The sequence below is a fragment of the Rhodococcus sp. P4_C10 genome (assembly GCF_056402135.1).
The window spans coordinates 13,154-32,482 of record NZ_JBFUHZ010000021.1 but is presented as its reverse complement, the minus strand read 5'-3'; the positions used below and the strand labels follow the sequence as shown (position 1 = coordinate 32,482).

The following is a 19,329-nucleotide window of genomic DNA, read 5'->3' as shown; positions in this document are numbered from 1 at the left end:
GCATCGGAAGATCTCCTTCGTGAAGTCGGTACACAAACGACGAATGGGTCGTTCCCGCCGGAGAATTCGGCGGGAACGACCCATTTAGTCACACGAGCGCATCCCTCGGTCGGGGATTGGTCCGCTCAGGAGTAGATCCCCTCGATCGCGACGGCGAACTCCTGATGGATGATGTTGCGCTTGAGCTTGAGCGTCGGGGTCAGCTCGCCGGTCTCGACGGTGAAGTCGACGTCCAGGATCCGGTACTTCTTGATCTGTTCCGGGTTGGAGACCTTCTTGTTGCCCTCGGCGACCGCGGCGTCGACCTCGGCGACCAGGTCGGCGTGCTTGATCACCTCGGCGATCGGCAGGTTGGCGGCGAGACCGTTGCGCTCGAGCCAACCGGGCAGGGCCTCCGGGTCGATGGTGATCAGGGCGCCGATGAACGGCTTCGCGTCGCCGACCACCAGGCACTGGCTGATCAGCGGGTGGGCCCGGAGCGCGTCCTCGAGCACCGCCGGCGCGACGTTCTTGCCGCCCGCGGTGACGATGATCTCCTTCTTCCGGCCGGTGATGGAGACGAAGCCCTCGGAGTCGATGGAACCCAGGTCGCCGGTGTGGAACCAGCCGTCCCGGATGGAGTCCGCGGTGGCCTCGTCGTTGTGCCAGTAGCCGCTGAACACGACGGGGCCCTTCACCAGCAGTTCGCCGTCGTCGGCGATCTTCGCGGCGTGGCCGTTGATCGGCTGGCCGACGGTGCCGACCTTCTGCGCCCGCACGGTGTTGACGGTGATCGCGGCGCTGGTCTCGGTCAGGCCGTAGCCCTCGTAGACCGGGATGCCGACGCCGCGGAAGAAGTGGCCGAGGCGGGCGCCGAGCGCGGCACCGCCGGACACCGCGCGGTCGCACTCGCCGCCGAGCGCCGCGCGCAGCTTCGAGTACACGAGCTTGTCGAAGACGGCGTGCTTGAGCTTGAGGCCGAGACCCGGACCGCCGGCCTCGAGGGCCTCGCTGTAGGCGATGGCGGTCTCCGCCGCCTTGCCGAAGATCTTGCCCTTGCCGCCGTCCTCGGCCTTCTGCTTGGCCGAGTTGTAGACCTTCTCGAACACGCGCGGCACGGACAGGATGAAGTTCGGCTTGAACACCGCGAACTGCTCGAGCAGGGTCGTGAGGTCCGAGGTGTGGCCGACGGTGACCTTGTTGTCGAAGGCGCCGAACGAGATCGCGCGAGCGAACACGTGCGCCAGCGGCAGGAACATCAGGGTGCTCTTCCCCTCGGCCAGCGCGTCGGCCAGGGCGATCTTGACGGCCTGCGACTCGGCGCTGAAGTTGGAGTGGGTGAGCTGCACGCCCTTGGGGCGGCCGGTGGTGCCGGAGGTGTAGATGAGGGTGGCGGGGGAGGCCGCGTTCACCTGGCCGCGGCGGGTGTGCAGGTCCTCGTCGCTGATGCCGGCGCCGCGGGTGGTCAGCTCGTCGAGCGCCCCGGCCTCGATCTGCAGCATCTCGCGAAGGTCGGGGGCGGCCTCGGCGACGTCCTTCATCGCGGAGGCATGCTTGGCGGTCTCGACGACCAGCAGCGAGGTGGCGGAGTCCTCGAGGATCCACTTGGCCTGGTCGGACGAGGAGGTCTCGTAGATGGCGACGGTGCAGCCACCGGCGGTCCAGATGGCGTAGTCGAGCACCACCCACTCGTAGCGGGTGGCACAGAGGATGGCCACCCGGTCCCCGAGCTCGACGCCGGAGGCCATCAGGCCCTTGGCGACGGCCTTGACCTGCGTGGCGAACTCGGCGGCGGTGACGTTGACCCAGGCACCGTTCACCAGCCGCTTGAACGGCACGTGCTGCGGGCACTCCTGCTCGAAGCGGAACACCGTGTCCGCCATCGAGGTGTCCTCGGGGATGGAAAACGTTGCCGGAACGTCGAACTCTCGCACTGGGACCCCTTCGTGAACTGCTTGTTTTACCGAGTGTGCATTGGATCACATTCAGTCTAGGTCTGCACCCGCTTGCGATGCCCGGAATGCCCGACTCGCGACACCTCGGGTCAGTTGTCTGTAACTCCGAGTTTTGTGAACTGCGGATTCCGCGGGCGGCAATGAGGTGAAGATCACGTCGGCAGCCCGAGCGCGAGCGTCACCTCCCGGTCGGTGAGCTGGTGGAAGTCGCGATAGGCCCCGCCGACGCCGCCCAGCCAGCTCGGGACGAGGGGACACACCACCTCGTCGGCCTCGGCCTCGAGTCGGGCGACCGCCTCTGTCGACGACACCGGGACCGCCACGACCACCCGGGCCGCATGCTGGGCTCGTGCCACCCGGCAGGCGGCGGCCGCGGTTGCGCCGGTGGCCATCCCGTCGTCGACGATCACCACCACCCGGCCGCTGGGCGGGATCCGGGGCCGGTCGCCTCGCAACATGCGCACCCGCCGGCGGAGTTCGCGGCGCTCGGCGGCCTCGACCGTGGCGAACGCCAGCGCGGTGACGCCGGTCTGCTTGACCACGTCGTCGTTGAGGACCCGCACGTCGTCCTCGCCGAGCGCGCCCATCGCCAGTTCCGGCTGCCACGGCACGCCGAGTTTGCGGACGATGATCACGTCCAGGTCGGCGTGCAGTGCGCGGGCGACCTCGGCGGCCACCGGGACCCCGCCCCGTGGCAGTCCGAGCACGAGCGGGTTCGAGTCGCGGAGGTGTCCGAGCGAGGTGGACAGGTCGCGACCGGCGGTGGCCCGGCTGTCGTAGAGCATCCTGGTTCCGACGCTACGCCGTGCAGCGGTGGTTGCGGTGCCGGTCTTCCCCGCGGGTTCGGTGGGCGCGACTACCGCTGAGTGACGGTGAACCGGCGCAGCGCGAGCGCCGGGTTCTTCTCCCTCACCTCGGCGATCCGCGCGGCGGTGACGTCGGCACGGGCGGTCCCGACCGTCTCGCCGAGCGACGCCAGGACCACGCCCATCGGGTCCACGATCATCGAGTTGCCGGCTCCGGTGCGGGCACTCTGGTCGGCCGCGGCGACGTAGACGGTGTTCTCGATCGCCCGCGCCCGGATCAGGGTGGTCCAGTGGTCCTCCTTCAGCGGGCCCGGGACCCACTGCGCCGGCATCAGCAGCACGTCCGCGCCGGCGTCCACGATGCGCCGCGTCACCTCCGGGAACCGCAGGTCGTAGCAGGTCTGCATGCCGAAGGTGAGGCCGTCGACGACGAACGTCTCGGGGGACTCGACCACACCTGCCCGGATCACCGCGGACTCCTGGTAGCCGAACGCGTCGTAGAGGTGCAGCTTGCGGTACACGGCCTCGATCCGGCCTGCCGGGCCGGCCGCGACCAGGGTGTTCGAGATGCGTTCGTCGTCGGCGAGCGCCTCGTTGACACCCGCGACCACGTGCACGCCGAACTCGGCGGCGATCTCGAGCAGGCCGCTGACGAACGGGCCGTCCAGCGGCTCGGCGGACTCGACGAGACGTTCGTCGATGCGGGGTGGGGTGAACATCGCGTACTCGGGGGCGAGCACCAGTCGGGCCCCCCGGGCCGTCGCCTCGCCGACCAGGTTGCGCAGGGTCAGGTGGTTCTCGTTCTTGTCCAGGCCCGGGGCGAACTGGGCCACTGCGATCTCGACCATGACACCGAGTATGGCGGGTCGGCCAGGGCGCTACCGGGCACCGTTGATACCACGCGTTAAACTGCTGGTGAAATGAGTGACACGGAGCAGTACCCCGAGCCCGAAGCTGACATCACCACCTTTGCCGATCTCGGCATCGAGGAACGAGTGCTTCGGGCGCTGTCGGATGTCGGCTACGAGTCGCCGTCCCCGATTCAGGCCGCGACGATCCCGCCGTTGATGGCGGGCAACGACGTGGTCGGCCTGGCACAGACCGGCACCGGCAAGACCGCCGCCTTCGCCGTGCCGATCCTCTCCCGCATCGACACCACGCAGAAGCGGCCGCAGGCGCTGGTGCTGGCGCCGACCCGCGAGCTCGCCCTGCAGGTTGCCGAGGCGTTCGGCAAGTACTCGGCACACATCCCGGGCCTGCAGGTGCTGCCCATCTACGGCGGCCAGGCCTACGGCGTGCAGCTGTCCGGGCTGCGCCGCGGCGCGCAGATCATCGTCGGCACGCCGGGCCGGGTGATCGACCACCTGGAGAAGGGCACCCTCGACCTCTCGCACCTGGACTACCTGGTGCTCGACGAGGCCGACGAGATGCTCAAGATGGGCTTCCAGGACGACGTCGAGCGGATCCTGGCCGACACCCCGGAGTACAAGCAGGTGGCGCTGTTCTCGGCGACCATGCCGGCGGCGATCCGCAAGATCTCCAAGCAGTACCTGCACGACCCGGTCGAGATCACGGTCAAGACCAAGACGTCGACCGCGCCGAACATCACGCAGCGGTACGTGCAGGTCGCGCACCAGCGCAAGCTCGACGCGCTGACCAGGGTCCTCGAGGTCGAGACCTTCGAGGCGATGATCATCTTCGTCCGCACCAAGCAGGCCACCGAGGACCTCGCCGAAAGGCTTCGGGCGCGGGGGTTCTCGGCCGCCGCCATCAACGGCGACATCGTGCAGGCTCAGCGTGAGCGGACCATCGGGCAGCTCAAGAAGGGCACGCTCGACATCCTGGTCGCGACGGACGTGGCCGCCCGCGGCCTGGACGTGGACCGCATCTCGCACGTGGTCAACTACGACATCCCGCACGACACCGAGTCCTACGTGCACCGGATCGGCCGCACGGGTCGCGCGGGCCGCACCGGCGACGCGCTGCTGTTCGTCGCCCCGCGGGAGCGTCACCTGCTCAAGGCGATCGAGAAGGCGACCCGGCAGCCGCTGACCGAGATGCAGCTGCCCTCGGTCGAGGACGTGAACGCCCAGCGGGTGGCCAAGTTCGGCGACTCGATCACCGAGAGCCTCAGCTCGGAGAACCTGGCGCTCTTCCGCGGCCTGATCGAGGACTACGAGCGCGAGCACGACGTGCCGCTCGCGGACATCGCGGCCGCCCTGGCCGTGCTCTCCCGCGACGGCGAGTCCTTCCTGATGCCGCCCGAGCCGCCGCCGGCGCCGCGTCGGGAGCGCGAGCCCCGCGCCGAGCGTCCCGTTCGGAAGTTCGACGACGCGCCGAAGGTCGGCAAGGAGGGCCAGGAACTGGCCACCTACCGGATCGCGGTCGGCAAGCGGCACCGGGTGGCGCCCGGCGCCATCGTCGGTGCCATCGCGAACGAGGGCGGACTGCGCCGGAGCGACTTCGGCCACATCAGCATTCGGCCGGACCACAGCCTGGTCGAGCTGCCCGCGGACCTCGCCGACGAGACCCTCGAGGCGTTGCGCCGCACCCGCATCTCCGGGGTGCTCATCCAGCTGACCCTGGACGACGGCCCGCCCGGGCAGCGGCCGCCGCGTGACGGCGGCAAGTTCGACCGCAAGCCGCGGCGCGAGCGCTACTGACAGCAATCGCAAAAGTGCCCGGTCACCTTGGTGGCCGGGCACTTTCGTGTGTTCTGGGCGTCGGTCAGCCGTGCGAGAGCTCGGCGGCCTGCGCGCAGTCGATCGCCTCGCGGATCACGTCGGCGTGCCCGGCGTGCCGGGCCTGCTCCTCGATCTGGTGCAGCAGCAGCCAGCGCACGTCGTGAATACCGGGGTCGAGCCACTGCAGGGTGGCGGCCGGGATGGCGGGCTGACGGGCGAGGTCTGCCTCGGCCCGGACCCGGGCCTCCATCCGGGCAGCCACCTCGGCCTGGCGGGCGAGCAGTGTTGCGACGGTCTCGGAGTCGAGGACCTGCCACCCGGCGGTCCAGGCGGCCACCGGGTCGAGGCCCGGGGCGCTGGACTCGCCGGTCAGGTGTGCGACGGCCTGTTCCTCGCCCTGCGTCACGTGCCGCAGCAGCGACGCGAGGCTCATCGTGCTGGCGCTCGGGGTGTCGCGTGCCTGCTCTTCGCTCAGGCCGGTGACCGCATTGCGGATGGCCGCGCGCTGGCGGGCCAGGACGTCGAGCAGGACTTCACGTTCGTCGGGAGTGGTCATGAGACGAGCCTGACACCAATTGCGGACAGCAAGGGTCCGCAATGCTCGGGTGCGTTCGGTCGATGCGGATCCTCGAGTTCAGTAACCGGCCACCGGGTCGATGACGGCGGCGAGCGCCTCGCCGACCGCGAACCGAGCGACATTGCCCGCGACGTGGTCGGCGAGGGCTCGTGGCAGCCCGGTTACCGGGTTCGCCACGTGCGGGGTGATCAGCGCGTTGGGCAGCGTCCACAGCGGGTGACCGTCGGGCAGCGGCTCCGGGTCGGTGACGTCCAGGGCGGCGCCGCCGATCGTGCCCGCGCGTAGCGCGTCGACCAGTGCGTCGGTGTCGATCAGCTTCCCGCGTGCGACGTTCACTATCCACGACGACGGAGACATCTGCGCCAGCTCCGACCTGCCGATCAGGTTCCGGGTGGCGGCGGTCGCGGGGGCCGCAATGACGAAATGGTCCGCCCGGGACCACACCTCGTCGAGCCGGTCGGCGGGCAGGGTCTCGTCCGCGCCGGGGACGGGAGTGCCGGAGCGGGTGACCGCGAGGATCCGGGCGCGAGACGCGGCGAGGTACGGGATCAGGGCGCGGCCGATTCCGCCACAGCCGACGATCGCCACGGTCGAGCCCTGCACGGTGCCCACCCGTGGGTCGAAATCCTCCTTCTGCCAGGAGATCGCGGCCAGCTGCTCGCGCAGCGACCGCACACCGGCGAGCAGCATCATCATCGTGTGCTCGGCGACGCTGCCCGAGTAGGCGCCCGCCGCCGACGTCCAGGTCCGCGCGGAGTCCACGACACCGGCAGCGAGCCACGGCTCGATCCCCGCGAACGGCAACTGCACCCACCGGACCGCGTCGGGAATCGTGTCGGGGAAGGTTTCGGGGCCCTGTGCCCAGACGACGGCCTCGGCCTCGTCGAGGGGGGCGAGGACGCCACCGCCGCGCCGAATGCCCGCGGCGAGAAGGGGATTCTCGTCGGGGCCGAGGTGGATTCGGGGTGCTGGGCGGGTCGGCATCGGTGACCTCTCGGTGCGGGTGGTGTGCGCGGGTCGGTGTGGAACCCGGCTACCGGGCCTTGGCGGTCAGCCGGCGCTCGCCGTGCGAGTCCCGGATGGCGTCGACGAGGGCGGACTTGCGTGCGGTGTACCGGTCCCGGAACTCGTCGCAGTCGTGGACGCCGTCGATGGTCGATTCGGTGACGAAGCCGAAGAACGTGACCGCGGAGTCGACGACGGGGGCGGGCGCGAGGATCCGCAACTCGTTGACCAGCTCGTCCAGTTCGACGATGGCCTGGGCGAGGGCGCGCAGGCTCGGGTCGTCGGACTCGAGCGCGTGGACCAGGTCGGCCTCCGCGAGCACGCCGCTGTCCACGTCGACGACGGCGTTGTGGGCGCGGTCCGTGGCGGCGAGGAAACGGACGTAGATCGAGCGCACCTGCGGGTCGGGAGCGGTGGGGGCGGCGACCGTCGCGGGCCGGCCGCGGCGGACGGCGAACACCCCGAGCAGCACCCCGACGACCATCGACACCGGGACGGCCCACCATGGCGCGGTTCCCGAACTGAGGGCATCAACCAGCGAATTCACTTGCCAACCCTAACAATTGATCGGCAGGGATTCCGGTAGCGACATGTTTGCGGCGCCGCCCTGAATGCAACTCGGGGGTTGCATGTCTGCGGAAATAGTGCAACCATTGAGTTGCATTCAGAAGGTGGTCCCCCCGACAGGAGATTCGACATGACGAACACTCAGGCAGCAGTCATCGACGCAGACCGGTACACGGTCAGTCGCACGGTCGTAGTGAACGCGCCCCGCGCGGCAGTGTGGCGGGCGCTCACCGACCCCGAGCACATCGCGAAGTGGTTCGGGCAGACCGCCACCCTCGACGCGCTCGAGGTGGGTGCCCGGGGCAGCTTCGGCTGGCCCGACCACGGCGTCTTCCCGATGGTCGTCACCGAGGTCGACGAGCCGGACCACTTCGCCTACCGGTGGTACACGCAGTCCGGCGAGTTCGACGTCGACCGCGCCACCGAGGCCCGCTTCACCCTCGTCGAGGAGGGTGCCACGACCGTGCTCACCGTCGTCGAAACCGGCTTCGACCGGATCAGCGACGACGAGGAGGTCCGCCGCAGCGGGCTCGACGGGAACCGGCAGGGCTGGGACGCCGAACTCGACGAACTGGTCGAGTACCTCGAATCGGCGCCGGCATGACCGTGCGTCCGGAGGCCCAGCGGGGGTCGCCGACGGTGGTGTTCGCCGCCCTCGCCGACGACACCCGGTGGGGGATCCTCGAACTGCTCGGCGCGCAGGACCTCTCGGCGTCCGCGCTGGCCGAGCGGCTCCCGGTGAGCAGGCAGGCGATCGCGAAGCATCTCGCGGCGCTGGAGGCCGCCGGGCTCGTCGAACGCGTTCCGGCGGGCCGGGAGGTGCGGTACCGCGCGATCGGCGCCACCCTCAGCGCGGTGGGGCGGCGACTCGAGGCGATCGGTGCACAGTGGGACGCCCGGCTCGCCGAGATCAAGCGGATTGCCGAGTCGCTGTAGCCGGCAACGGTTCAGGCGTCGCCGACGGCCTCGCGCAGGTAGGCGAGGTCCTCGGCGACGCCGTCCGCCGGGGTCTCGAGGATGACCGGCGCCTGCGCGGCCACCACCACCGCGGCGAGCACCTCCGCGTCGATGGTGCCGTCGGCGAGGTTCGCGTGCCGGTCGCGTGCGGAGTTGAACTCGTCGCGGGAGTTGTTCAGGTGCACCAGGTCGATACGCCCGGTGATCGCCTTGATCCGCTCCACCACGCCGACCAGTTCCTCGCCGCCCGCCCAGGCGTGGCAGGTGTCGAGGCAGAAGCCGGCGCCGAAGTCGCCGACCGCGTCCCACAGACGGGCGATGTCGTCGAAGTGGCGGGCCATCGCCGCGTCCCCGCCCGCGGTGTTCTCGATCAGGATCGGCACCTCGAAGCCGCCCTTGTCGGCCTGCCGCTCGAACAGCTTGCGCCAGTTCGCGAAACCCTCCGCCGGGTCCTCGCCGTCACGCACGTGGCCGCCGTGCACCACGAGCCCGATCGCGCCGAGGTCCGCGGCCGCCTTGGCCTGCTGGGCGACGGCGTTGCGGGACGGGATGCGGATGCGGTTGTTCAGGCTCGCCACGTTGATGACGTAGGACGAGTGCACCACGACGTCGATCGGGCTGGCCCGGATCTGCTCCGCCCTGGGATGCTCGGTCACCTTGTTCCACTTCTGCGGATCCGTCAGGAACAGCTGGACCACGTCCGCGCCGAGCGCCTCGCCGGCGCCGATGGGGTCGTCGTCCTCGCGTACGTGTGCTCCGATGCGCATGGGTACAGCCTAGGTGTCGGCATCGACAAGTACCTTCGGTGCGGGGATTCCCCCGATGCGAAAGATCAGGGGCTTCCCTGATGGCATCGTGGTGCGGGGACCGCAACGATGGGATGCGTTCGCATCCACGAGCCCGGCCCAGATCAGGACGAAAGGCAGTCATGAGCTCGCATGCCCTCGGCGCGACCACCGCGCCCACCACCACCGCCACGGTCGCGCGGGCGGTGAATCTGACCAAGACCTACGGGTCGGGGGACACCCAGGTCACCGCCCTCGACGCGGTGACCGCCGACTTCGCCCGCGGCGAGTTCACCGCCATCATGGGCCCGTCGGGGTCCGGCAAGTCGACGCTCATGCACTGCCTCGCGGGCCTCGACGCGGCCACCTCCGGCTCGGTCCTCATCGGCGACACCGATCTGACCGGGCTGTCCGACAAGCAGATGACGGCGCTGCGCCGTGACCGGATCGGCTTCGTCTTCCAGGCGTTCAACCTGGTCCCCACGCTCACCGCGCTCGAGAACATCACCCTGCCGCTGGACATCGCCGGCCGCAAGGCCGACCAGGAGTGGCTCGACAGCGTGGTCACCCGGCTCGGGCTCCGGGACCGCCTCGACCACCGGCCCTCCGAGCTGTCCGGCGGCCAGCAGCAGCGTGTGGCCTGCGCCCGCGCACTGGCCGGCCGCCCGGAGATCATCTTCGGCGACGAGCCGACCGGCAACCTGGACTCGCACTCGTCGGGTGAGGTGCTCAGCATCCTGCGCGCCGCCGTCGACGAGTTCGGGCAGACGGTGGTCATCGTGACCCACGACCCGCGGGCCGCGAGCTACGCCGACCGGGTGGTGTTCCTGGCCGACGGCAAGGTGGTCGACGAGCTGCGCGACCCCACCGCCGAGTCGGTGCTCGACCGGATGAAGCGCCTGGACACGTCCGCCGTCCCCGTCACCGAGAAGGTCTGATCCGTGGCCTCACCCATGCGCAAGGTTTCTCTCCGGAACCTGGCCGCGCACAAGGTCCGCCTTGCCCTGACCGTGTTGGCGGTCGTGCTCGGCACCGCCTTCGTCTCCGGTTCCTTCATCTTCACCGACACCCTGCAGCGCACCTTCAACGGGCTGTTCGAGGACGCCGCGCAGGGCGTCGACGTCCGGGTCAGCAGCAACGAGACCGGCTCGAGCGGCGTCCCGCTCGCCGACGTCGCCACGGTCGAGGCGATCGACGGGGTCCGGACGGTGGTGCCCTCGGTGGACGGTCAGCTCGTGCTGCTCGGCTCCGACAAGAAGCCGGTGCAGACCGGCGGCGCACCCAGCCTCGGCATGTCGTACATCCCGCCGGAGCGGGCGATCGCCAAGCCCGACACCTTCGTCGTCGGGACGCCCCCGTCGCGGCCGGGCGAGATCGCGCTCAACGAGGGCGGCGCCCGTAAGGCCGGGCTCGCGGCCGGCGACACCACTCAGGTGCTGGTCCCCTCGCACGGCGTCCTCGATGTCACCGTCTCCGGCATCTACCAGACCCCCACGGACTCCGGCGGATTCATCGGGGTGCTCTTCGACGACGCGCAGGCACGGGAGCTGTTCACCGACGGCGCCCACGCCGACTACCTCGACGTCGCCGGAACCGGATCCCAGGCCGACCTGCGGGATCGAGTGGCCGCGGCGCTGCCGGACCTGAAGGTGCAGACCGGCGACGAGGTTCGCGACGAGGTCAAGTCCCAGGTCACCTCGGCGCTGAGTTTCGTCAACTACTTCCTGCTGGCCTTCGGGGCGATCGCCCTGCTCGTCGGCACGTTCATCATCTACAACACCTTCTCGATGATCGTCGCCCAGCGCCTGCGCGAGTTGGCGCTGCTGCGGGCGGTCGGCGCCAGCCGCAAGCAGGTCGGCCAGTCGGTGGTACTCGAGGCGCTGGTGGTCGGCGTCCTCGGCAGCGCCCTGGGAATCGCGGCCGGCGTCGGGCTGGCATACGGGCTGCGCGGCCTGCTCAACTCCTTCGACGTGGGGCTGCCGTCGGGCTCGCTGGCGCTCGCGCCGCGCACCGTGATCGTCGCGCTCCTGGTCGGTGTGCTGGTCACCGTGGTCAGCGCCTACGCCCCCGCCCGGCGAGCGGCGAAGATCCCGCCGGTCGCGGCGATGCGCGAGGAGTTCGCCTCCACGGGTGACTCGCTGCGGGTCCGCACGCTGGTCGGTGCCGCACTCGCGGTCGTGGGAGTCGTGGCCCTCGTCGCCGGTTCGCGTGGCACCGGCGGCGGCGCCGCCGCGACCGTCGGCGTAGGGGCCGCGGCCCTGGTGTTCGCGGTGCTGCTGGCGGCGCCCGCCCTGTCCCTGCCCGTGGTCGGCGGTCTCGGCGCGGTGCTGGGCCGCCCGTTCGGCGCCGTCGGCAAGCTGGCCCGCACCAACTCGGTGCGCAACCCGCGACGGACGGCGGCGACGGCGTTCGCGCTGACGCTCGGCCTGATGCTGGTCTCGGTGATCGGCGTGTTCGGGTCGTCGGCGAAGGCCAGCGTCGACACGCTCGTGGACGCCGGGGTGCGCGCGGACTACATCCTGACCGGACCGCAGGCTATCGGCGTCCCGGTCGGTGCGGCGCCCGCCGTGGCGGCCCTGCCCGGGGTGTCCGACGCCGTCGCGCTGCACTTCACCTCGGTCAAGATCGACGACCGGGACGAGGTCGGCACCGGTGTCGGCGGCCAACTCGGCGGCGTCCTCGACTACACCCTCGAGCAGGGCAGCGCGGAGCTGTCGGGCGAGGGCATGCTGGCGTCCGCGACGTACGCGGGCAAGCACGGCTGGACCGTCGGGTCGCCGGTCACCATGACCAACCGGGACGGCGTCGAGGTGACTGTGCCGGTGACCGGCATCTACGCCGACAGCCAGATGCTCGGCCACTGGCTGGTGACCCAGAGTGTCTACGAGAAGCTGACGCCCCCGCAGATGCGGGCGGACTGGGCGGTGCTGGTCAAGGCGGCCCCGGACACCGACGTCGCCGCGCTGCGGGCCGACCTCGAGAAGGCCACCGACCGGTACCTGGTGGTGCAGGTCCAGGACCGCGAGCAGTTCAAGGGCACCCAGGGCCAGCAGATCGACACGCTCCTCGCGGTGCTGTACGGGTTGCTGGCGTTGGCGGTGGTGATCGCGATCCTCGGGATCGTGAACACACTGGCGCTGTCGGTGGTCGAGCGTCGCCGCGAGATCGGCATGCTCAGGGCGGTCGGCATGCAGCGGGCGCAGGTGCGCCGGACGATCTACCTGGAGTCGGTGCTGATCGCGGTGTTCGGCGCGGCGGTCGGGGTGCTGCTCGGACTCGCCTTCGGGTGGGGCTTCGTGAGCACCCTCGCTGACCAGGGCCTCAACGTCATCGCGGTGCCGTGGGGCCAGGTGGCGGCGATGCTGCTGGGTTCGGGCGTGGTGGGGGTGCTGGCCGCGCTGTGGCCGGCCGCCCGGGCCGCCCGCACCCGCCCGCTGGAGGCGATCGCCGGGCTCTGATCCACACCACCGAACGGGCGGTTGCCGGGGGAGACGTCGAGTGACGCCCCCGGGAACCGCCCGTTCGTCGTTGTGGATCAGCGCGCGATGTCGACGACCAGGCGGGTCGGGTTGTCCAGCCGGGACACCGTGAACGGGCGACGCTCGCCGTCGAGGCCGACGAACGACTGCGTGGTGCCCTCGAACACGGTGCTGATCCGCGCCTGCGTGAGCCCGGTGGCCTCGCCGCCGGGCAGCGGGTTCGGGCCGCCGTACGGCGCGACGCCGGTGTCGAAGGGGTAGCCCGTGCCGGTGATCCTCACCTCGAGGAGCGAGCTCCCCGGGACGTCGAGCACGTCGCCGCTGCCGTCCTGGACGGCGTGGTCGACGTACTGCACGGCCCAGCCGGGGGCGCCGGTACCGCCGAGCTCGTAGACGACGCGGTCGAAGTCGGGGTGTGCGCCGATCCGCAGCCCGGTCACCGTCAGCAACGCGTCCGGGGAGGCATCGGCGCGCTCGGGTTCGGTGCCGCCGGTGGGCGCCGGGACGGTCGGCGTCGAGGTCGCGGGCGACCCCGAGGCGACAGGCAACGGCACGCTCGCCGAGTTCGGGGCCGCGGTCTCGGTCCCGTTCGAGCAGCCGGTGAGGAGGAGGACGCCGGCCAGAACGGCCGCCGCCGCAGGGGCCAGGGACTTCTGCGGTTTCATTCGTCCAGGGTATTCACGCCCGGCACTTCCCCGGAGGAGTGGTCACTCCTCCGGCATCTCCGAGGAGTGGTGGTTGACGATCAGCCACTTGCCGTCCGGTTCTGGCACACGAAGGTGAACCGGGCGTCGACGGTCTCCGGGACGTCCGTCTTGTGCAGCGTGAACCGGTAGACGCCGGCGTCGATCGCGTCGTCGGCACTGAAACGTCAGCGGACGACCAGGTCGTGGTCGGTGGCGCTGAGGGTGATCGCGGCGATCTGCTTGCCGCGCATCCAGTCCCGGACGAACGCGTCGAGTGCCGGGTCGGACGGGCGGGCGGCGTATGCATCGGCGGGAATCTCGACTGCGCCGACGAGGTGCCGGGGGTCGGCGTCGAGGCCGGGGCCGCGCGGGGTCATCCGCAGCCCGTCGGCGGTGTGCAGGACCACCGGCAACGTTGTTCCGTCGGGCGCCGTCACCGTCGCCGGGCGAGTGGTTGCGGCCGGGTCGAAGTGGTCCACCGACAGGCGGTAGCCGGACGGTGCGGCGTGCTGGCCGACCGCGTCGAGCAGGCGCGGGTCGACGACCGTGTACGGGAAGCCGATGTCGATGAGGACCTGGCCGTCGATGGCGGCGTCGCGGGCGGGCAGCGTCGTCGACAGGTTCCAGGGGGCGGGCGGCGCCAGGGTGTCGGCGGAGCGGTCCGCCGCGGAGTTGTCCAACTGGGTGCCCAGCGGGGCCGCGCCGGTGGCGGTGAAGTCCCAGGAGTCCGCGCTCAGATCCTTGTGCCAGAAACCCGTTTCGCCGTCGCGGCTGCCCTCCACCCGCAGTTCACGCCGGCCCGGTCCGGGGCCGGTGGAGTGCACGCTGATCGCGGAGGTGATCTCCCCGGGGATCTTGGGCTGGTGCACCCAGTCCGGCGCGGGCAGCTGGATCGCGGCGGTGCTGCGGTCGAGGGTCTCGGCCACCAGGTTCGGTGCGGTCGGCTTGCCGGACTGGTCCTCCCAGCTGTACCGGAAGAAGATCGAATCGGACCCGGACGAGTCGAAGTCGAATGTGCGGGTGTACATGTCGCCGTACTGATTGGCGACGAACGTGGTCGACCCCGCCGCGGACAGCGCAGTGGACCGGAACCGGCCGCCGAGCGGTCCGCCGATCTCGTAGCTGTCGTCGTTGGGTAGCCACGGGTCCGCGTAGGTGATGCGGCTGCCGTCACCGGTCAGCGTCGGCACCATGGTCATCTTCCCGTACCCGACGTAGTGGATCCGTCCGGCGATGTCGGTGTAGGTCTGGTTGTCCCAGGGAGAGGAGACGCTCAGCGCCCAGCCGTTGGGGGTGGCCCCGGGCAGCTGCCGGCCGGGGCTGATCCACAGCGGCGCGCCCCAGGCCGACGTCCAGTTCCACAGCAGCGGGAACTGGGAGGCGTTGTCCATGGTGTAGATCCAGCCGTTGTCGTCGACAGCGATCAGTTCGTCGTCGTCGAGCGAGATCGCGACCAGTCGCCCGCGCAGGCATTCGGGCATCGGCACGTACTGCCACGGCTCGGCCGCGGCGCCGGCGCCGGTGCGGGGACGGGTCAGCAGATCGTGCCCGACCAGGGCGAAGTCCCAGAATCGGTTGAACTGCGTTGTCGCAGTGCGTAGTTCGATGCTCGTCGGAGCGTTCTGGCCGGTGAACGGGGGGAGATTGGTCAGCCCGGCCTGGCCGCCGCCGGACGGTGCGCCCGGGGGCAGTTGCGCGGTGCCGAACGGGACGCAGTCGGCCGGCCGGCTCGGTGGCGGCGGCGCGGCGACGGCGGTCGCCGGCCACAGCAGTCCGACCGCGACCACGGCTGCGATCGGCAGTAGGCGTGAACGATCTCGGCCGGCACCATAAAAGCTCACCGGTCGAGTGTCGCACGAGATTCGGTGGTCACCGGCTTTGTTGCCGGAGTGTCGAGCCGTCCGCGACCGCGACGCCGTTGATGCTGCCCACGACCCATCGTTGTCCGTCATGGCGCAGGGTGCTGACGCCGGCGTTGGCGATCCGCGGCGACCGGTGGGTGAGCAACGAGTCGAGGACCGTCCGGATCACGCCGCCGTGGGTGACGACGACGATCGCGGACCCGGGGTGCTCGCGGGCGAGGTCGTCGATGGTCCGCAGCGCGCGCCGCCGCACCTCCGACCGCGGCTCGAGCCCGGGATATCGCCCGTGCGGCCAGCGGTCGTAGGCCTCGAAGTCGGTGCTGCCCTCGGCTTCCCCGAAGTGCCGTTCCGCCAGGTCCGAGTAGGTGGCGGCGCGTTCGAGGCCCAGATGGGTGCCGATGATGTCGGCGGTCTCGCCGGCGCGGGAGAGCGGCGAGCTGACCAACAGGTCCCAGTGCTTTCGGGCCAGGTCGATCCCGGCCAGGCCGGCCTGACGGCGACCGGTGTCGTTGAGCGGGATGTCGGAGGACCCCTGCAGTCTGCCGCGGCGGTTCCAGTCGGTCTCGCCGTGTCGCACCAGAGCCAAGTACGTCATAGTCGCCGCAGGTTAGCACCGGACATCGGCGACCGCCGGTGCGCGAGCCCCGGCCGGGTGTGAGAGCCGGCCTCGGGTCGTGGGCGCCGCCCGCGCGCCACACGGGCGAGTGACACGCGACTGCCCCCTGTCCGTGGACGAGGGGCAGTCACCGGACACGGACGTGTCAGTTCTCGCAGGCGATTCCGTCGTTGTCGCGATCCAGGTGCGCGGCGTAGCCGGCCTCGCCGCGGTAGATCGGAGTGACGCCGGCATTGCGTGCCTCGGTGCAGTTCTTGTACGTCCGGTTCGGCTTCGCCTGCACGGGCGGCGCCGGGGCCGGTCTCCAATTTCGTCGTTGGGTGGACCAGGAAGGGTATCTGGCATACCGATCGGTATTCAATTCGTCTGCGGCGGTGGATACCGCGGCGGAAATGTCCGATTTCGTGCCAAGCTGTCAGCCATGGTGACCCGCATTCCCGAGACCCCGCGCCTGGTGAACACAGCCGAACAGGCGGTATGGGAGGCGTTGTTGGGCCAACTCGGCGACGGCGACCTGGTGGTGGCGAACCAGCGCGTCACCGACCGGCAGAAGGATCACGAGATCGACTTCGTCGTCGCCATCGAGGGGCAGGGCATCGTCTGCCTCGAGGTCAAGGGTGGCGAGATCTGGCACGACGGGACGAACTGGCTCCAGGACCGGCGCGGTCGGCCCACCCCGATCCACCCGGTGCGGCAGGTCCGCGAATCGTGCTACGCGCTCCGCAGATTCGTCGAGGACGACCCACGCTGGAGCCAGGGCCGGCTGCACTGGGACCACATGGTGGTCTTCCCGAACTCCGAGATCGGTGACGACTTCGCGTTGCCGGACTGCCCGCGCTGGAAGGTGGTCGACCGGTCTCAACTGGACCAGCTCGCGTCCAGGATGTGGAAGGTGTTGGTGGGCAACGAGATGGACCGGCCGGGGCTGACACCGCTCGGGGTGGAGCAGCTCGCCGACGCGCTCGCGGGCCGCGGACTTCCCCAGCGCGATGTGGTCTCCCGGTCGATCGCCCACGAGGAGGCGGCGAACGCGCTGTCCGCGGAGCAGGCCACGATCCTTCGCGCGACGGCGCTGCTCAACCGCGTCGAGGTGCGTGGCGGCGCGGGTAGCGGCAAGACGTTCCTCGCCGTCGAGCAGGCCCGGCGGCTGGCGAAGTCGGGGCAGCGGGTGGCGCTCATCTGCTACTCGCACGGCCTCGCCTCGTACCTCGGGCGCCTCGCGGAGACCTGGCCGCGGCGCGAGCGTCCGGCGTACGTCGGCGAGTTCCACGCGCTGGGCCGGCTGTGGGGCGCGCCCGAGGGGCCGGACGAATCCCTCCGCACCGCGGACACCGTCCGGTTCTGGGAGCAGGAACTGCCGCGCACCATGGCCGAACTCGCCGCGGCCCTGCCTCCCGGACAGCGGTTCGACTCGGTGGTGATCGACGAGGCGCAGGACTTCGCGGACGCCTGGTGGCAGCCCATCCTCGCGGCGCTCGAGGACGACGAGTCCGGCGGGATCTACGTCTTCAGCGACGAGGGCCAGCGGGTGTTCGACCGGCAGGGCGTGCCCCCGGTCCAGCTGGTGCCGCTGGTGCTCGACCACAACCTGCGCAACACCCGGCAGATCGCGGGCGCCTTCGTCCCGCTCGTCGGGCAGCGGATGCGGTTGCTCGGCGGGGAGGGCCCGGAGGTGCGGTTCGTGCCGTGCTCGGCGGCGGACGCGTTGGCGGTCGCGGACGACCAGGTGGACCTCCTCCTGGACGACGGCTGGCGTCCCGAGGACCTGGCGCTGCTCGCCACCGGCAGCAGGCACCCCGAGCAGGTGGGCCGGCAGCGGGAGGGCAACGAGGCCTACTGGAAGAGCTTCTGGGACACCGAGCAGGTGTTCTACGGGCACGTCCTCGGGTTCAAGGGGCTCGAACGCGCGGCGGTGGTGTTGGCGGTGAACGAGGAAGTGGCACAGGAGCGTTCGAGGGAACGGCTGTACGTCGGGCTCTCCCGTGCGCGCGACCAGCTGGTGGTGTGCGGCGAACCGGCGCTGATCCGCGAGGTCGGTGGCGAGGAGCTGGCCCGTCGGCTGGGCCTCTAGGAGACGGAGCGGGCCGTCACGCCCGGAGAATTTCTGGGACAGTGGTGGTCTGGGGCGCGGTGGTGGTGACCCGGAACAACGGGAGGGCGCGATGTCGGATGGCGTGCAGGGCCGTGGCGGCGAGACGGCCGCACAGCGGCGTGAGCGCATCTCGCGGCAGGTTCGGCGGTGGTGCGAGCAGGCGCGAATCGAGGGCGGCCCACGCGAGCTCTCCGACGACGCCGCGGTGCTGATCGCGGCCGGGTACCTCGACGAGCCCACCCGGCAGGTGCTGACCAACCGACGCCGCGCCGGTCGCGGTGTCCCCACGATCCTCGGGTTCACGCAGTTGCGCCTGCTGACCGACGAGCAGACGCGTCTCGAGCAGCGCGCGGCGCAGTCGCGCCCGGGTGCCGCCTCGCTGGTGGCCGGGTACCGCGCGACGGAGCTGGCCCGCCGCCTGCAGGCCGCGCGGTCTGCCGTGGTGATGTCCGGGTCGCACTACGCGAGCGGTGTGCGGGCGATCCGCCGGGACCGGCGCGACGGCATGCACCTCGAGCCGGCGCAGCGGGAGGCCCTGTTCGTGGCGTTGCAACGCACCCCCGCGCCGCTGCCCGGCGAGCGTCGCCCGGTCGAGCAGGTGCTGGGCGCCGCGTTCGGCGCGGCGGCCGACCGGATCGCGGCGCGGTCGGAGGGGACGGCACTGGCCGCGGCGAGCAAGCGGGCCGCGCAGGTGCTGGGGGCCTCATCGGACGCGGACGGCGAGCGGTTCGTGGACCCCGTCGATGCACTGCTGTTCCTCGCCGGCACGCTCTTCGACCGGATCGAGGGGTCCGCGGCCTGGCATTCCGAGCACTTCGCCGTCCAGCGGGTGCAACTGGACCTGGCCGAGGAACTGACGCAGATCGCGGTGGACGCCGTCGCGCTGCGGGGGATCGGTGCCGAGCTGGCGGTGGCTCTGCGCTCGGCCCGCGTCGAGGCCGCCCGGGATCAGATCCAGGCCAGGCAGCGGGCGCTCGAACCCGTCTGGGACCAGCTGGTGGAGCGGGTGGCGGCGTTGGCCCGGATCGGCGACCTGCTGGGCCAGGCCGAGGACCAGTTGCGGTCGATGGCGGCGGTGGAGCGGACCCTGAGCCTGGACTCCCGGATCGACGACCTCATCGCCCGGTCCGGGAACCGGGAGCTGTCCGCGCAGAACACCCACCACGTCGGGGACCAGTTCGGCGAGGTCGAGGCGTTGATGCTCGGCTACCAGGACGTGCTCTACGGCGACATCCTGGCGTTGACCACCCGGTCGCGGCACGGCGGAGGTTCGGCGTAG

The 19,329-nt window shown here is 70.9% G+C and carries 17 protein-coding genes and 1 pseudogene; 7 read left to right on the top strand and 11 right to left on the bottom strand.

The window, feature by feature from the left end:
* Window positions 1-125: 125 nt before the first annotated feature.
* From AC1DWC_RS15910 to AC1DWC_RS15900, 3 genes are all read right to left on the bottom strand, one after another.
* Window positions 126-1,913, bottom strand: coding sequence for an AMP-dependent synthetase/ligase (locus AC1DWC_RS15910; RefSeq protein ID WP_477909529.1), 1,788 nt, complete (start codon window positions 1,911-1,913; stop codon window positions 126-128).
* Between the two features lie 173 nt (window positions 1,914-2,086).
* Complete coding sequence (locus AC1DWC_RS15905) at window positions 2,087-2,719, bottom strand: phosphoribosyltransferase (protein WP_477840632.1); 633 nt, start codon at window positions 2,717-2,719, stop codon at window positions 2,087-2,089.
* 71 nt (window positions 2,720-2,790) lie between these two features.
* A complete protein-coding gene (locus AC1DWC_RS15900; RefSeq protein WP_477909527.1) occupies window positions 2,791-3,588 on the bottom strand; it encodes a carbon-nitrogen hydrolase family protein in 798 nt (265 codons plus the stop codon).
* Between the two features lie 72 nt (window positions 3,589-3,660).
* Here AC1DWC_RS15900 and AC1DWC_RS15895 point away from each other — a divergent pair, with 72 nt between their 5' ends.
* Window positions 3,661-5,403: a DEAD/DEAH box helicase gene (locus AC1DWC_RS15895; protein ID WP_477909525.1), complete on the top strand. Its 1,743-nt coding sequence runs from the start codon at window positions 3,661-3,663 to the stop codon at window positions 5,401-5,403.
* A gap of 64 nt (window positions 5,404-5,467) precedes the next feature.
* Here AC1DWC_RS15895 and AC1DWC_RS15890 read toward each other — a convergent pair whose 3' ends face one another.
* The 3 genes from AC1DWC_RS15890 to AC1DWC_RS15880 all read right to left on the bottom strand — a co-directional run bounded on the left by AC1DWC_RS15890 (window position 5,468) and on the right by AC1DWC_RS15880 (window position 7,553).
* Window positions 5,468-5,980, bottom strand: a complete 513-nt coding sequence (locus tag AC1DWC_RS15890; protein ID WP_477909522.1) for a mycothiol transferase — start codon at window positions 5,978-5,980, stop codon at window positions 5,468-5,470.
* Between the two features lie 78 nt (window positions 5,981-6,058).
* Window positions 6,059-6,985 carry a D-isomer specific 2-hydroxyacid dehydrogenase family protein gene (locus tag AC1DWC_RS15885; protein WP_477909520.1) on the bottom strand — a complete coding sequence of 309 codons (927 nt, stop codon included), beginning with the start codon at window positions 6,983-6,985 and terminating at the stop codon, window positions 6,059-6,061.
* 49 nt (window positions 6,986-7,034) lie between these two features.
* Window positions 7,035-7,553, bottom strand: coding sequence for a hypothetical protein (locus AC1DWC_RS15880; RefSeq protein WP_477909518.1), 519 nt, complete (start codon window positions 7,551-7,553; stop codon window positions 7,035-7,037).
* A gap of 150 nt (window positions 7,554-7,703) precedes the next feature.
* On the opposite strand from AC1DWC_RS15880, the gene AC1DWC_RS15875 reads away from it, so the two are divergent.
* On the top strand, window positions 7,704-8,177 hold the full coding sequence (locus tag AC1DWC_RS15875) for an SRPBCC family protein (RefSeq protein ID WP_477909516.1): 474 nt from the start codon (window positions 7,704-7,706) through the stop codon (window positions 8,175-8,177).
* Complete coding sequence (locus AC1DWC_RS15870; RefSeq protein ID WP_477909514.1) at window positions 8,174-8,509, top strand: ArsR/SmtB family transcription factor; 336 nt, start codon at window positions 8,174-8,176, stop codon at window positions 8,507-8,509. Before AC1DWC_RS15875 ends, AC1DWC_RS15870 begins: the two co-directional genes overlap by 4 nt.
* A gap of 11 nt (window positions 8,510-8,520) precedes the next feature.
* Here AC1DWC_RS15870 and AC1DWC_RS15865 read toward each other — a convergent pair whose 3' ends face one another.
* A complete protein-coding gene (locus AC1DWC_RS15865; protein ID WP_072846040.1) occupies window positions 8,521-9,297 on the bottom strand; it encodes a deoxyribonuclease IV in 777 nt (258 codons plus the stop codon).
* Window positions 9,298-9,458: 161 nt separating this feature from the next.
* On the opposite strand from AC1DWC_RS15865, the gene AC1DWC_RS15860 reads away from it, so the two are divergent.
* Window positions 9,459-10,253, top strand: a complete 795-nt coding sequence (locus AC1DWC_RS15860; protein WP_477909512.1) for an ABC transporter ATP-binding protein — start codon at window positions 9,459-9,461, stop codon at window positions 10,251-10,253.
* 15 nt (window positions 10,254-10,268) lie between these two features.
* Complete coding sequence (locus AC1DWC_RS15855; RefSeq protein WP_477909575.1) at window positions 10,269-12,773, top strand: ABC transporter permease; 2,505 nt, start codon at window positions 10,269-10,271, stop codon at window positions 12,771-12,773.
* Window positions 12,774-12,850: 77 nt separating this feature from the next.
* Here AC1DWC_RS15855 and AC1DWC_RS15850 read toward each other — a convergent pair whose 3' ends face one another.
* The 4 genes and pseudogenes from AC1DWC_RS15850 to AC1DWC_RS15835 form a co-directional block, all read right to left on the bottom strand.
* Window positions 12,851-13,459 (bottom strand): AMIN-like domain-containing (lipo)protein, encoded by a 609-nt coding sequence (locus AC1DWC_RS15850; protein WP_477909510.1) that lies wholly within the window; start codon window positions 13,457-13,459, stop codon window positions 12,851-12,853.
* Between the two features lie 206 nt (window positions 13,460-13,665).
* A complete protein-coding gene (locus tag AC1DWC_RS15845) occupies window positions 13,666-15,321 on the bottom strand; it encodes a hypothetical protein (RefSeq protein ID WP_477909508.1) in 1,656 nt (551 codons plus the stop codon).
* Window positions 15,322-15,349: 28 nt separating this feature from the next.
* The gene (locus tag AC1DWC_RS15840) at window positions 15,350-15,937 is read right to left on the bottom strand and encodes a histidine phosphatase family protein (RefSeq protein ID WP_477909506.1); all 588 of its coding nucleotides are present in this window, start codon (window positions 15,935-15,937) and stop codon (window positions 15,350-15,352) included.
* A 166-nt stretch (window positions 15,938-16,103) separates the two neighbouring features.
* A pseudogene (locus AC1DWC_RS15835) lies at window positions 16,104-16,259 on the bottom strand (excalibur calcium-binding domain-containing protein); the annotation flags it as partial.
* 120 nt (window positions 16,260-16,379) lie between these two features.
* Here AC1DWC_RS15835 and AC1DWC_RS15830 point away from each other — a divergent pair.
* Window positions 16,380-18,029, top strand: a complete 1,650-nt coding sequence (locus tag AC1DWC_RS15830) for an NERD domain-containing protein (protein ID WP_477909504.1) — start codon at window positions 16,380-16,382, stop codon at window positions 18,027-18,029.
* Between the two features lie 91 nt (window positions 18,030-18,120).
* On the top strand, window positions 18,121-19,329 hold the full coding sequence (locus tag AC1DWC_RS15825; protein WP_477909502.1) for a hypothetical protein: 1,209 nt from the start codon (window positions 18,121-18,123) through the stop codon (window positions 19,327-19,329).

Bases quoted from the DNA above. Each gene is read 5' to 3' on its own strand.
- AC1DWC_RS15890 (WP_477909522.1), bottom strand. From the start codon at position 5,980: ATGACCACTCCCGACGAACGTGAAGTCCTGCTCGACGTCCTGGCCCGC.
- AC1DWC_RS15850 (WP_477909510.1), bottom strand. From the start codon at position 13,459: ATGAAACCGCAGAAGTCCCTGGCCCCTGCGGCGGCGGCCGTTCTGGCC.
- AC1DWC_RS15840 (WP_477909506.1), bottom strand. From the start codon at position 15,937: ATGACGTACTTGGCTCTGGTGCGACACGGCGAGACCGACTGGAACCGC.
- AC1DWC_RS15905 (WP_477840632.1), bottom strand. From the start codon at position 2,719: ATGCTCTACGACAGCCGGGCCACCGCCGGTCGCGACCTGTCCACCTCG.
- AC1DWC_RS15900 (WP_477909527.1), bottom strand. From the start codon at position 3,588: ATGGTCGAGATCGCAGTGGCCCAGTTCGCCCCGGGCCTGGACAAGAAC.
- AC1DWC_RS15855 (WP_477909575.1), top strand. From the start codon at position 10,269: ATGCGCAAGGTTTCTCTCCGGAACCTGGCCGCGCACAAGGTCCGCCTT.
- AC1DWC_RS15825 (WP_477909502.1), top strand. From the start codon at position 18,121: ATGTCGGATGGCGTGCAGGGCCGTGGCGGCGAGACGGCCGCACAGCGG.
- AC1DWC_RS15875 (WP_477909516.1), top strand. From the start codon at position 7,704: ATGACGAACACTCAGGCAGCAGTCATCGACGCAGACCGGTACACGGTC.
- AC1DWC_RS15885 (WP_477909520.1), bottom strand. From the start codon at position 6,985: ATGCCGACCCGCCCAGCACCCCGAATCCACCTCGGCCCCGACGAGAAT.
- AC1DWC_RS15830 (WP_477909504.1), top strand. From the start codon at position 16,380: ATGGTGACCCGCATTCCCGAGACCCCGCGCCTGGTGAACACAGCCGAA.
- AC1DWC_RS15860 (WP_477909512.1), top strand. From the start codon at position 9,459: ATGAGCTCGCATGCCCTCGGCGCGACCACCGCGCCCACCACCACCGCC.
- AC1DWC_RS15895 (WP_477909525.1), top strand. From the start codon at position 3,661: ATGAGTGACACGGAGCAGTACCCCGAGCCCGAAGCTGACATCACCACC.
- AC1DWC_RS15870 (WP_477909514.1), top strand. From the start codon at position 8,174: ATGACCGTGCGTCCGGAGGCCCAGCGGGGGTCGCCGACGGTGGTGTTC.
- AC1DWC_RS15865 (WP_072846040.1), bottom strand. From the start codon at position 9,297: ATGCGCATCGGAGCACACGTACGCGAGGACGACGACCCCATCGGCGCC.